Origin of the sequence: Rhodococcus sp. UFZ-B548, from assembly GCF_903819475.1 — a bacterium.
GTDB classification, from domain to species: Bacteria; Actinomycetota; Actinomycetes; order Mycobacteriales; family Mycobacteriaceae; genus Rhodococcus_F; species Rhodococcus_F erythropolis.
This window is the reverse complement of record NZ_CAIJDS010000058.1, coordinates 18827-31381: the sequence shown is the minus strand read 5'-3', so window position 1 is coordinate 31381 and position 12555 is coordinate 18827. Positions and strand designations below refer to the sequence as shown.

Sequence of the window (12555 nt, the reverse complement as noted above, 5' to 3'; positions counted from 1 at the left end):
ACAGTTGCTGTCGAACCGGTTGAGATGGTTCGCTACAAAGGAGGATGAAAGTGAACGAAGCAGGAGCTGATCAATCCGCTCGGGACGTGTTTCGACTCGACAACGACACGCTCGCCTTCCGCTTCACCGCCACCCTCACCAATCGGAACGGCTCGAGGTTCGAACGACTCACGAGCCCGCAGCGACTCGAATTATGGTTACGCGCCAACGATCTGATGGACACCCCAGCAACCGCGACAGAAGACGACCTCCGCGGCGCGCAGGATTTACGTGAGGCCATTCATCGCATCGGAACCGCCGTATGCGAGGACCGCCGCGCCTCACGCGCCGATGTCGGGATCGTCAACACCGCATCCGAACTCGGTGATGCCCACCTCGTCCTCGAGAGTGGCCGGGCCCTTTGGAAATCAGCCGGAGACAATCCGATCCGCGACGCTTTGTCGATAGTGGCTGCCGACGCGATCGCGGTGCTCGGTGGACCCGACCACGACCGCGTCAAAGCCTGCCAGGGCGACGGGTGCACCGGCCTCTACGTCGACACCAGCCGCGGCAACAACCGACGCTGGTGCTCGATGAACATCTGCGGAAACAAAGCCAAGAAATCCGCGATGACCGCTCGCGCCGACTAGCTCATCTCACCTTCACCGCGACTCCATTTCGCCGCCACTCGGTTCCACAGCTTCTCGATCGGCGTCGACAGCAGGAGAAGAAACAGCGGGAAGTACGACGTCACCGGAACGAGCACACTGACGAGCAGCGCCACCACCATGATCAGGAAAGTGACGATTTCAGCGGTGAAATGCGGCTTCGCATTCTCTTCGCTCAACGAAGGGTTGCGAACCAGACCCCACGCGACCACCGCCAGGCACGCAGCACTGGCTGCCATTGTCCCGATGTAGAGAGCCCTGGTTCCGAGATCCTGCGACGGCGCTGCAACGAGCGCAGTCGGGAACGGCAAGAACACGATGGTCATCACCCACAACCCCAGCCCGCGCACAACCACCTTGTCTCCGTCGACCACGAAACGAAGCAGCCGATGCTGCGACCACCAGAGACGGAAGATCACCAGAAAGCTCAGGGCGAACGAATAGAACTGCGCCGCGTGATCGCGCAGGAGTTCCGACGTGGTGCCGTGGTGGTCACTGGTGAGTTCGACCAGCGGCAGGACGAGCAGCGTGATCGCAATGGCGACAATCGCGTCGACGAAAGTGACGTAGCGCTCGAAGTAGCGGGTGCGTTCCGCAATCTCAGCCATTGCGGAAGCATAAGCCTCACAACAAGAAACAGACCGGCGACGCCACTTTGCGGGAGGCGGTATCCCGAAACATACAATTAACGAATCAAATTCGTTATACCCCTTGACCGAGGCAGGGCCCATCCCCATACTTAACGAATCACATTCATTAAGTGACTCGCATCACGCCATCAGGGGTCGGTTCCGCCACCCCCTTCAGGACATGGGGTTGCCCTAGTGCCAATCAACGCTTCTGCGATTACGCAGTCCGACCGGGTTCCACTCACCGCCAACCGCGGTATTGCCGTCTTCAGCATCGGTGTCATGGGATTCATCACCGCGAACCTCATCCCCCTGATGATCGTGGCAATGGTCGAGGACCTCGGTGTCACCGAATCCGCCGCCGGTGCCGTCCTGACCGCATCGCTGCTGGTCTGCGCGTTCACCTGCCTCGCCACCACTCGTATCGCATCGGGTCGGCATCGTCATCTCCTCGGCCGCGTCAGCCTGATGGCAATGGCAGCCGCATTCGGCGTTGCGGCCATCGCACCGTCCACGATGATCGCGTGTACCGCGATCATCGTCGGCGGCATCGGCGCTGGTGGATCTGCATCCGTTGGTGGAGCGGCACTGGCCGCGCTCACGAACCCGGACCGGGCGTCAAGCATCAGCGGCCTCGTGAACCGTGTCGTCGTCACAGCCGTCCTCGCTCTCATACCCATCCTCGGCACACACATGACCAACGCATTCGGCATCGTCGCAGTCCTGGCACTGGCTACCGCAGCAACGGTCACCTGGTTGCCGTCATCCCCGGTGAAAGAGTCGCCGGAGACGGCGAAGTCCGCCAAGACGACCACCACTCTCCCCGCCGGGGTAAGCGCGAAACGACTCACTTTTGCCGGAACCGCATTTCTCGCGATGCTTGCAGTCTGGGCGATCAGCGAAGACTCACTGTGGGCAGTACTCGGCATCATGGGTTCCGAGCACGCCGGACTCTCGGATCAACAAATGAGTCTCGCGCTGAGCGCATCAACGGCGGGTGGCGTGCTCGCGGCTGTTACTTTGACCGCGTTGGGTTCTCGGGTCAGTCGGACAGTATCGATCTCCGTGCTACTGATACTCGGGGCAATCCTGAAGCTGTCTGCCAGCCTCACCACCGATCCCACGATCTACCTGGTACTGGTCATCGCCTGGAACACTGTCTACGCGGCCACGTTCATCGTCTTGGTTGCCATCTCGGCCGCGCTCGACGCCGCCGGCCGATGGTCGGCCCCACTATTGGGCACCTACCTCATCGGCTCCGCGTTCGCGCCGCTGTTCGGCACTTCGGTGACGGCCAGCCTCGGGTATCCGACCTTCGGAGTCATCATCTCCGGGATCAGCTTCGTTCTATTAGTCCCCTTCGCCTTGGTTTCCCGACTCTCCGCACGTACGGAGGTTGCGTATCGTCACCACAGCGCCGCCATCACTACTACCGTCATCGCGTAAGGATCACGTAGAAGTCATGAATGACAGCTTCACTCACTACCGCAACGGAAAGATCTTCACGGCTGCCGACGACGGATGGGCCGAATCGATAGTCGTCGAGAACCACAAGCTCAGATTCGTGGGCGAAACCGTCTATGCCGATATCCTGGCTCCCGACGCCGAGGTGATCGATCTCCAAGGCGCCGTCGTGCTACCCGGTTTCGTCGACGCCCATACACATTTGGTCATGATGGGATTCGCGCTGCAGAAGTTGGATCTGCGTGATGCCACCGATCTCGCCGACATTCAGTCCAGCATCAAGCAATTCGCGGAATCGAACCCGGATGCACCACGCCTGCTGGGTCGCAGTTGGTTGTTCTCCGCGCTGGATGGAGGGCACCCGACGCGAGAGATGATCGACGCCGTCGTGCCCGATCGCCCGGTGTACCTCGACGCCAACGACGTACATTCGGTCTGGGTGAACACTGCAGCACTGCGAGAACTCGGCATCGACGCGGACACGCCCGATCCGATCGGCGGTCGTATCGGCCGGGATCCGGACACCGGAGAAGCCACCGGAATGCTGTACGAGACCGCCATGATGCTCTACGTCTGGCCGAAACTGGCGGAGCTCGCATCCGACGAGGACCGGGACGCCGCCCTCGCGCTCGCGTTCCGCCACTATCTCGAGGACGGCGTGACCGGCGCGGTCGACATGGCTCTCGGCGCGGACGAATTAGCTTCGCTGGAAAGAGCATTGGATGCAGGAGACGGCACATTGCCGCTGCGCGTCGCGGCTCACTGGCTGATGACCCGCGAGGACAACGAGGCTGACAACGTCCGACAAGTTCACGACGTGATCGAACTCCACGAGCGCGTCCAAGGTCCGTGGCTCCGTATCGCCGGAATCAAGATCATCATCGACGGTGTGATCGACAGCTGCACTGCCGCAATGAAAGAGCCGTACTCTGACGGCACCAACGCCGAGCCCATCTGGGATCTCGAGTCCTTGATCCCCGTCGTGACAGCCGCTGACGCCGCGGGCCTGCAGATCGCGATGCACGCGATCGGCGACGAGGCGTCGGAGATCGGATTGACGGCACTCGAGTACGCGATCGCCGCCAACGGAGACATTCCCCGCAGGCACCGAATGGAACACTTGGAGTCCATCACCCGGGACAACGTCGAAAGGCTTGCCCGCCTGGGAATCATCGCCTCGATGCAACCGGTTCACGCTGACCCTGCTATCCAAGAGAACTGGCAGGCGATGCTCGGCGACTACCGGGTGAATCGCGCGTACCCCTGGCCCGAATTCACCGAGGCCGGAGCGGTTCTGGCGTTGGGTTCGGACGCTCCGACGGCGCCCCACCCGCCGCTGCCGAACATGTTCATCGCCACCACCCGTCGATCCGCAATCGATCCGTCACTGGCACCCAACCTGCCGGGGTACGCGCTCCCCCTCGCGGACGCGCTGGCTCACGCAACCCGCGACGCTGCCTACTCGTGCCGGTGGGAAGATGTGACCGGCCAACTGGTTCGGGGAAAAGCAGCCGATTTTGTCGTACTGAAACAAGATCCGTTCACCGAAGGGGTCGATTCTCTCCTGACCACGGAAATCGCGATGACCGTGGTTGCCGGATCCGTGCGATACGACTCCGCTCGAGCCACAAACGCCGAAGCCGTCAACACCGAAGCCCGATAGCTGATCGTTATCAGTTGTTCGATAACGCACGCATGCGGCCCGGCGACAGAACGAGGGAGGGACTTGAACACGTGAACCCACACTCTCTGGAGGACGCATGCGCAGGAAAGCTCCGATTTCGGCCGCCGTCGCTGTCTCGGCACTGGTGACGGCCACTGCCCTGATGGTCGCCGGTTGCGGGTCGACCGAAGGAACACCCGAGGCGGCGGCTAGTTCAACAGCGTCAAGCTCAACGGCGTCGGCGACCTCGACGGCAAACGAATCCGGGACGACGGTAACGAGTTCTCCCCCGCCGCAATCGGGCACCCCAGCAAGCGAATCCGTGCCGGCGACGACGCCTGCAGTCCCGGCTTCGGGTCCCTGTCTCGACGTCGACTCCCCGGTTGTCACGGACGCAATCGGTACCTTGGGAACCGACGTCAACGGCGGCAGCTGGATACCGAGATCCGCGAGCGAGGAGCAGATCGGTAATTGTCCTGACCTGCTCTGGGTTTCGGTCGATGGTGATGGCGTGGGCGATGCGACGTATCAGTCACACGTCCTGTTCTTCCACGACGGGACTTACCTGGGCACGGCTACCAGCAAGCCGTACTCGTACACACACGTCATCGACAGCAACAAGAATTCGGTGTCCGTCCAATACCGATGGTTGCTCGACGACGACGCATTCTGCTGCCCTCAAGGCGGACCGAATATCGTGAATTTCACGTGGAACGGCAGCGCTGTGGTCGCCGACGGCCAGTTCCCGCCCTCCTGAACCCGTTTCCGTCCGATACAGCTCTGAATACAACTGTGCCCCAGCGACAACGGTCGCTGGGGCACAGTCTTCTTCGATCTACTCGCTGACGCTCCTACTCACCTACACCGAGTTCGCGCAGGCGAGTCTTGTACAGCTCGATGTTGCCGAGCTTGATGTCCTCGTAGCCGCGAACCACGTCCGGCAGCGCCGCGATCTCGACGGCGCGATCGTAGCCGTCGGTTGCGAGCGTACGAGAGAGATCAGCGATCATGGCCTCGTACTCGGCGAGCAGTTCACGCTCGACCTTGCGGACGTGCATGTAGCCGAAGGGATCGAGCTTGGTACCGCGCAGCTTCTTGCCCTTGGCCAGAACCTTCAGTGCAACATGCGACTTGGGCCCGAGGCCGATCTTCTTCTTGCGGCCCATCACTCGGAGGATCGGGGGGTGGAGCTTGTAGGTCAGGTTCTCCCCGGCCGGCACCTGCGACTTGACGTCTTCGATGAAGGCAGGATCGACCAGCATGCGAGCAACTTCGTACTCGTCCTTGTACGCGGTGAACTTGAACAGGCCGCGGGCGACCGCTTCACTGAAATCGGTCCGCTCGGTTGCGGCACGTTCAGCAGTCCAGACTGCCTGAACCTGATCGATGTAGCGCTGGGCGATCTTGACGGACTGGAACTCGATGAGCTGTGCCGCACGCAGTTCGACCAGGCGCAGGGTTTCACCGGTGAAGGTGGTTCCGGCGAACATGTGAGCCGGTGCGACAACGGGTTCGCGGACGGACTTGGCCGGCGTGGTGACGGCCGAGAACGCTGCAGTGTCGGCAATTGCTGCACGGCCCCAACGGAATGCCGCGATGTTCGCGTCCACGGCAACGCCGTTGATGCCGATCGCTTCTTCGATGGCCTCGGCCGGCAGACGAAGTCCACCGCTCTGGTAGGCAGCACCGATCAGCAGGAAGTTGGCGGCTGCGGTGTTACCGAACAACTCCTGTGCCGCGGCGAGTGCGTCGAACGAACGCAGGGTGCGCGACACCTTGTCGAGACGGGCGAGGAGTGACGTTTCCTCGGGGTAGCGAACAGCCTTGTCGTAGACCATGTCTCCAGTCGGCGTCTGCGACGTCGATGCGATGGAGACCGTCTTCTCGGCGTTGCCGTAGTCGAGGTTCTTGTTGTCCGTCGCGGTCAGCAGGTCGAAGGCGACGATGCAATCCGCGCTGCCCGGGGTGAGGCGGTTGGACGGCTCGAGCGCGCTGGAGCTGAAACGCAGGTGCGAGACAACCGGTCCGGCCTTCTGGCTCAGGCCGATCTGGTCAAGGCTCTCCACCTCGAGGCCGGCGCGCAGTGCCGCCGTTGCGAGCACCTGGTTGACGGTCACGATACCGGTGCCGCCGATGCCCGCGAGGAACACGTTCTGCGTGCTGGTGAGCGGTCCGAAATCGGGATCTGCGACGACGGGCGGGACGGGACGTGCGGCCTTGGGAGCCTTCTTGCCCGGCACCAGTTCGACGGTCACGAATGAGGGGCAATCGCCGTCCATGCAGGTGTAGTCCGTGTTGCAGGACGTCTGGTCGATCTTCGTCTTGCGACCGTACTCGGTGTCCACGGGCTGGACCGAGAGGCAGTTCGACTTCACACCGCAGTCACCGCAGCCCTCGCACACTGCCTCGTTGATGACGACGCGAGTGTTGCGAGTGGGCAGCGTGCCACGCTTGCGCTGGCGACGAGCGTCGGCCGCACAGTGCTGGTCGTAGATCAGTACGGTGACGCCCTTGATCTCGCGAAGCTCCTTCTGAGCCTCGTCGAGGCGATCGCGGTGCCAGAGCTTGGTGCCCTTGGCCAGGGCGCGCTTGTTGTGGCGCGAAGGCTCGTCGGCGCAGATGATGATCTGCTTGACGCCCTCGGTGGTCAGCTTGTGGCTGAGTTGAGCAACGGAGAGGGCACCTTCTGCGTCCTGTGCACCGGTCATCGCCACTACTTCGTTGTAGAGCAACTTGTAGGTGATGTTCACGCCTGCGGCGATGCATGCCTGGACAGCCAACTGACCGGAGTGGAAGAAGGTGCCGTCGCCGATGTTCTGGAACAGGTGAGGCACGTCGGTGAACGGTGCCTGCCCGATCCACTGGCTGCCCTCGCCGCCCATCTGCGTCAGGCCGGTGACAGCGCTGTCCTCACGGCCGGACATGGTGACGAGTGTGTGGCAACCGATTCCGCCGCCGCCGATTGAACCCTCGGGGATAGCGGTGGAACGGTTGTGGGGGCACCCACTGCAGAAGTACGCGGTTCGCTTGGCGGAGAGCACGTTCAGTGACAGCGGTGCCGGGAGGGTGCGCTTGAGCTCGACGTGCGGCTTCAGTACGCGCCGCAACGGGGCGAGCAGCCGGCCTGCGGTCAGTTCACCACTGGCAGGCATGAGCAGACGGCCCTGGCCGTCACGCTTGCCGATGATGCGAGGAGCATCGTCGGTGCCGTACAGGACTTCCCGGATCTGAGCTTCGATGAACGCGGTCTTGTCCTCGACCACGACGATCTGCTCGAGACCTTCGGCGAACTCCTTGATCTTCTCGCCAACGACGGGGTAGCACATTCCGATGCGAAGGAGACGGATCCCGGCGCGGTGCAGCGCCGCATCATCGACGCCGAGGTCTGCCAGAGCTTGGCGGACGGAGTCGAAAGTTGTACCGGTGGCGGCGATACCGATCTTCGCACCGGAGGGGTTGACCTCGATCACATCGAGGTTGTTGGCAGTTCCGTACGCGTGAACAAGATCCCATCGCGGGCCGTACAGATCGGCCTCGGCGATGACACTGTCCGGCGGCGCAGCCATCTGACGCTGCTTGTAGACGAAGGGCTTGCCCTCGAACTGCACTTCCGGAACCACGATGTCGAAGTCCGCGATGCTGCCGTCGATCGTCCAGGCACCGTCGGCGACGTCGGCGACGATCTTCAGCGCTACGACGCAACCGGACACCCGCGAGAGTGCAACGGCGTGCATACCCATCGTGATGATCTCTTCGGCATTGCGCGGAAAGAGAACCGGCACACCCATCGCGGCAAGCGAGCGCTCGCTGACGGCCGGAACCGTGGAGGACTTCGACGCCGGGTCGTCGCCCACCAGCAGGACGACGCCGCCCTTGGGGTTCACGCCGTACATGTTGGCGTGGCGAATGGTGTCGGTAGCGCGGTCGACGCCGGGGCCCTTGCCGTACCAGACGCCGGTCACGCCGTCGTGGGTCGCGGTTCCGGCGGGGAGATCCGTCTGGCTTCCCCATACCGCGGTGGCAGCGAGCTCCTCGTTGAAGCCGGGGATGAAGGTGATGTCGTGTTCCGCGAGAACCTTGGGCATGCCGTGGAGCATCTTGTCGACGCCGCCGAGGGGGCTGCCCTGGTAACCGGAGACAAAAGTGGCAATACGCTTACCCGCCCGGATGTCGCGAACGTGCTGCTCGACGAAACCGCGTGCGATTGCCTGAACACCGGTCAGCAACACCGGTCCCGATCCCGACCGGTACCGATCATCGAGGTCATAGGGCTTGGCCTGGGCTACGCCCGACACCAGTTCAGTCATCGTGGACCACCGTTCCGTCTGCAGTGCATTTCAACTACCGTGCATTTTCAACAACCGCGTAACTCGATCTGTTCAGATGATCGTGGTCGAGGTATGTGAAAGCGTCAACAGAGGCTTGTTCAACTATTCAAATTGGCAATTTGTGAGCCAAATCACGTGACCTAGGTCATCGAATCAATCAGTTGGAGACCCGTTCGTGGCGATACGGCGAAACGGACATAAAACGTTCCCGACAATGCACACCGAGAACTTTCTTGACATTGACGCAACGTCAACTTGCATGCTGAATGAGCACAACCGATCCGAGAGTAGGAACTCCACGTGAGCGAATGGTCCATCCAAGAACTCGCCAAATCCGCCGGTACCACCAGCAGAACGCTGCGCCATTACGGCGATCTCGGACTCCTGGAACCAAGCCGCATCGGCGCCAACGGCTACCGCTTCTACGACGAAGACGCCCTGGTGCGACTGCAACGCATCCTGCTGCTTCGGGAACTCGGACTCGGATTGCCGGCCATCGCCGAAGTCCTCACCGGTGAACGCGACACGGCCACCGCGCTGCGTACGCACCTCGAACTCCTCGAGCAAGAGCGCACGCGGATCTCGAGACAGATCGAATCGGTCAACAGGACGTTGAACAAGACGAAGAAAGGTGAATCACTCATGCCGGAAGATGTTTTCGACGGGTTCGACCACACCCGATACAAGGACGAGGTCATCGAGCGTTGGGGCAAGGACGCCTATACCAGCGGCGACAACTGGTGGCGGTCGATGTCCGAGCAGGACCGGAAAGCACATCTGCAAGCTCAAGCTGACATCGCAGCGGCATTCGGAAAAGCACGGACAGCGGGCCTACCCGCGGAAAGCGACGACGTCCAGACGATTACCCAGAGACAGTTCGAGTGGATAAAAATCGGTTGGCAGGGAAGGACTCCCAGCGCCGACGCCTTCACCGGACTCGGCCAGATGTACGTCGACGATCCCCGCTTCACTGCAAACTACGACAAGTACGGAGAAGGCACCGCTTCGCTGGTCCGTGACGCGATGAAGATCTACTCCGAGCGCAATTTGCACTGACGCCGATCAGTCCTGCCCACTGCCGAGGAGGTTGTGTCGGTGCGCTGCCGCGACGGCCTCTTCGCGGGAATGCGCACCGAGTTTGCGATACAGGGCTCGCAGGTGACTCTTCAATGTGTTGTTGGATACGAACAACTTTCGCGCTATCTCGCCGATCGGAATGCCGAGACCCAGTTCCACGAGAACGTCCATCTCCCGCTTCGTCAAGTGGACTTGAACGATAGCCGCCGGATACATCTGCGGCACTTCGGATTCGAGAAAGGTTGCGACGGCACTGCTCGGGCCCTCGGCCCGCTCTTCCAGTTGCCTGATCAGATCACGCGGTATGGTCGCCAGCGCCGACAGGACACCTGAGGTTTCGAGCAGTCCGCGAGCCTCCTCCCACGGACTGGCGGCAGCGGGGATTCTCCCCAGTTCGCACAGCGCAGCGCATTCGATCAGCAGGGACTCGAGCCGAAACCTCGTGAGATACTGCTCGCTCCAGTCGATTTCGCGACACAATTCCAATGCCTGTGACGGAGCCCCCGTCAGGAGATGCGCACGAGCGACAGAAACCGTGACAACAGCAAACGTATGTGACGCAGCGACTGATTCCTCCAGCGCCTTGGTACCCTCCCCGGACGCCAACAGAAGATCGATACGCGCCGCGGCGAGAAGTGCGTCACCGAGTGATCGTTCACACGGATTCACGTGCCCGTGCGTTGCCACTGCGCGCTGGAGCGAAATCAGCCCCGAGAACGGATCCGATTGCAGCAGTGCGAATCTGGTGTAAGTGTAGGCCGCGAACGCCCACAGGTCGCCCGGCGGTGTGATCTCGGCGAGCGCGTCCATCGCGGCAGCGCCGGCATTCAGGTCCACGCGATCGCACGCCACCAGTGCCCGCGCGATCGCTCCCCCCATATGCGAGGGCGGTCCCAACCATCCCGAAACGTCCGGGTGTGTGCTTTCGAGGTGAAGCCAGTCTGTCGCGTGCGCGACGTCCCCGATCAGCGCGGAGTTGAGCGCGGCATTGCCAGCGGCGTGCCGCAGGACGAACTCCGGACCGTGTTCCATCGCACCCTGATAGGCGAGTCGCAATTCCACCGCGGCATCACCGAGGTCACCGGTCAGTTGATGCGAAACACCCCAGATCAGGCGCAGGGCGGGCAGTTGAGACCCCAACGCGCCCAACGACTCGTCACCGAGTCCGTACACGACGTGAGCCAACTTGCGCGTGATCTCGGTAGAGCGTTGGTACTTACCGGATGTTCTCAGCACAACCGATTGGACCGTCCCGACGTTCAACAAGCTGTGCGCATGCGAACTACCACCTATCGCACGCAATTCCGCCGGTTCCGTCGGCAACGAATCGCCGTTGACCAACTGCGGCCGTAGGCGTGATTCGAGCAGGTCACGGCCCACCAGAATCGAAGAGTTCGAACTGAGTACGTCGCCGGGTATGGATTGCAACGCAGTCCGGACCAATCCGGTGTGATCGACCAGAAGATCGGCCCAGTGACGCTCGAGTATGTCGAGCACCCTGGTCCAATGGCGTCCGTCCAAGGCGTAGTGAACGGCACCGGCTATATCCGAAGTCCCGAGAGCGTGATCGACGAGAACCTGGAAGGGATCGTCGAATCCATCCCCTTGTTCGGTCCGTATCTGCATGAATGCCAGTCGAACTGACGGCGCAAAGTACCAGGATGCTTCTCCCTCGGGACCGTCCCGAAAGATCAGACCGAAAGACTCGAGCAAGTCCAGTTTGCCCTCCACGTCAAGATCGTCGGACAAGACACGAGCGATCTCTGGTGTGACGGTGCGGGCGGCGGCGATCGTAGTCGCGAAGTCGAACAACTCGAGCGACTTGCCCGATCGAGGAGCGGTCCGACTGACGTACGCGTGGATCGCCTGGTCCACTCGCTGCTGAACGCGTTCGCGACCACGACTCGGTTCACTCAGCCCCGCAACCGCACTCAGAGCAACCTTCATCAGCACAGGAACGCCGGCAACACGCTCGCAGATCGAATGGACGATGCCCGAGGGAAGGTGGATCCCTGCCTCCGCGAACAGAACTGTGGACTCGTCGAGCGTGTACCTGAGGTCGTTCGCGCACAGGTACTCGTCCACGCGGACGTCCTCGAGTAAGTCCGTCGCAGACCGATCCTGCAGCGTGACGATTACTTTCAATCCGGGAAGCCGCACGATCAGATCCACGATTCGGCGTCCCACCTCGTCACCCTCAACCAGGTCGATGCGGTTGAACACCAACACGAATGGAGTGGGCGACGAGTCGAGAAGTGATTCGATTGCCCCCACCGGATCCTCGCGCATTCGTGGCGGGGCCTCGAGTGATTCCAGAGAATCTTGAATCACTGCGAGCGCAGTGTTCCAGTACTCGAGGGGGGTCATCCGATTCGATGGCGCCGGCACCCAGACAACTGGTCTGATGGGCATGTGCCCGAGAGTCGTGAGCCACAACGCGGCGAGGTCCGTCTTCCCGAACCCCCGCGGCGAATCGATGACCGTCAAGCCCGCCGAGCGTTCCATCAACCCGAGCAGACGAGGACGAATCGCCGTGGCTCCACGCCCGGCGAGCCGTCTTTGCAGCGTGCCCCTTCCTCGAGGATTTCGCTTTGCTCGAGATAGCTGCGACCGATTCGAAGTGGATGTCATGATGGCCGACAAACGAGCAGTCGATCCCCGCCGAACTCGAGATTTCGTTCGAGCATCGAACTCCCAACCTGTCCACCCATAACGAACAACATAGACAGAATCACCGCGACACGCGA

The 12555-nt window shown here is 61.8% G+C and carries 8 protein-coding genes; 5 read left to right on the top strand and 3 right to left on the bottom strand.

Annotated features, from left to right (window positions below; all coding sequences use genetic code 11):
- Positions 1-44: 44 nt before the first annotated feature.
- Positions 45-629: an ABATE domain-containing protein gene (locus H7C86_RS31750; RefSeq protein ID WP_021332152.1), complete on the top strand. Its 585-nt coding sequence runs from the start codon at positions 45-47 to the stop codon at positions 627-629.
- On the opposite strand, the gene H7C86_RS31745 is transcribed toward H7C86_RS31750, so the two are convergent.
- On the bottom strand, positions 626-1255 hold the full coding sequence (locus H7C86_RS31745; protein ID WP_019745022.1) for a TMEM175 family protein: 630 nt from the start codon (positions 1253-1255) through the stop codon (positions 626-628). The two genes, H7C86_RS31750 and H7C86_RS31745, sit on opposite strands and share 4 nt — an antisense overlap.
- A gap of 216 nt (positions 1256-1471) precedes the next feature.
- Between H7C86_RS31745 and H7C86_RS31740 the strand changes: the two genes are divergently transcribed.
- From H7C86_RS31740 to H7C86_RS31730, 3 genes are all read left to right on the top strand, one after another.
- On the top strand, positions 1472-2722 hold the full coding sequence (locus tag H7C86_RS31740; RefSeq protein ID WP_182262959.1) for an MFS transporter: 1251 nt from the start codon (positions 1472-1474) through the stop codon (positions 2720-2722).
- A 16-nt stretch (positions 2723-2738) separates the two neighbouring features.
- Complete coding sequence (locus tag H7C86_RS31735) at positions 2739-4403, top strand: amidohydrolase (RefSeq protein WP_182262958.1); 1665 nt, start codon at positions 2739-2741, stop codon at positions 4401-4403.
- Positions 4404-4500: 97 nt separating this feature from the next.
- Positions 4501-5160, top strand: coding sequence for an LppP/LprE family lipoprotein (locus tag H7C86_RS31730; protein WP_041815192.1), 660 nt, complete (start codon positions 4501-4503; stop codon positions 5158-5160).
- A gap of 94 nt (positions 5161-5254) precedes the next feature.
- On the opposite strand, the gene H7C86_RS31725 is transcribed toward H7C86_RS31730, so the two are convergent.
- A complete protein-coding gene (locus H7C86_RS31725) occupies positions 5255-8710 on the bottom strand; it encodes an indolepyruvate ferredoxin oxidoreductase family protein (protein ID WP_042921773.1) in 3456 nt (1151 codons plus the stop codon).
- A 321-nt stretch (positions 8711-9031) separates the two neighbouring features.
- On the opposite strand from H7C86_RS31725, the gene H7C86_RS31720 reads away from it, so the two are divergent.
- A complete protein-coding gene (locus H7C86_RS31720; RefSeq protein ID WP_182262957.1) occupies positions 9032-9787 on the top strand; it encodes a MerR family transcriptional regulator in 756 nt (251 codons plus the stop codon).
- Between the two features lie 6 nt (positions 9788-9793).
- On the opposite strand, the gene H7C86_RS31715 is transcribed toward H7C86_RS31720, so the two are convergent.
- Complete coding sequence (locus H7C86_RS31715; protein WP_182262956.1) at positions 9794-12313, bottom strand: LuxR C-terminal-related transcriptional regulator; 2520 nt, start codon at positions 12311-12313, stop codon at positions 9794-9796.
- Positions 12314-12555 lie beyond the last annotated feature (242 nt).

Excerpts from the sequence above, each read along its gene's own strand:
- H7C86_RS31750 (WP_021332152.1), top strand. The coding sequence starts at position 45 with ATGAAAGTGAACGAAGCAGGAGCTGATCAATCCGCTCGGGACGTGTTT.
- H7C86_RS31745 (WP_019745022.1), bottom strand. The coding sequence starts at position 1,255 with ATGGCTGAGATTGCGGAACGCACCCGCTACTTCGAGCGCTACGTCACT.
- H7C86_RS31735 (WP_182262958.1), top strand. The coding sequence starts at position 2,739 with ATGAATGACAGCTTCACTCACTACCGCAACGGAAAGATCTTCACGGCT.
- H7C86_RS31730 (WP_041815192.1), top strand. The coding sequence starts at position 4,501 with ATGCGCAGGAAAGCTCCGATTTCGGCCGCCGTCGCTGTCTCGGCACTG.
- H7C86_RS31725 (WP_042921773.1), bottom strand. The coding sequence starts at position 8,710 with ATGACTGAACTGGTGTCGGGCGTAGCCCAGGCCAAGCCCTATGACCTC.
- H7C86_RS31715 (WP_182262956.1), bottom strand. The coding sequence starts at position 12,313 with ATGGAACGCTCGGCGGGCTTGACGGTCATCGATTCGCCGCGGGGGTTC.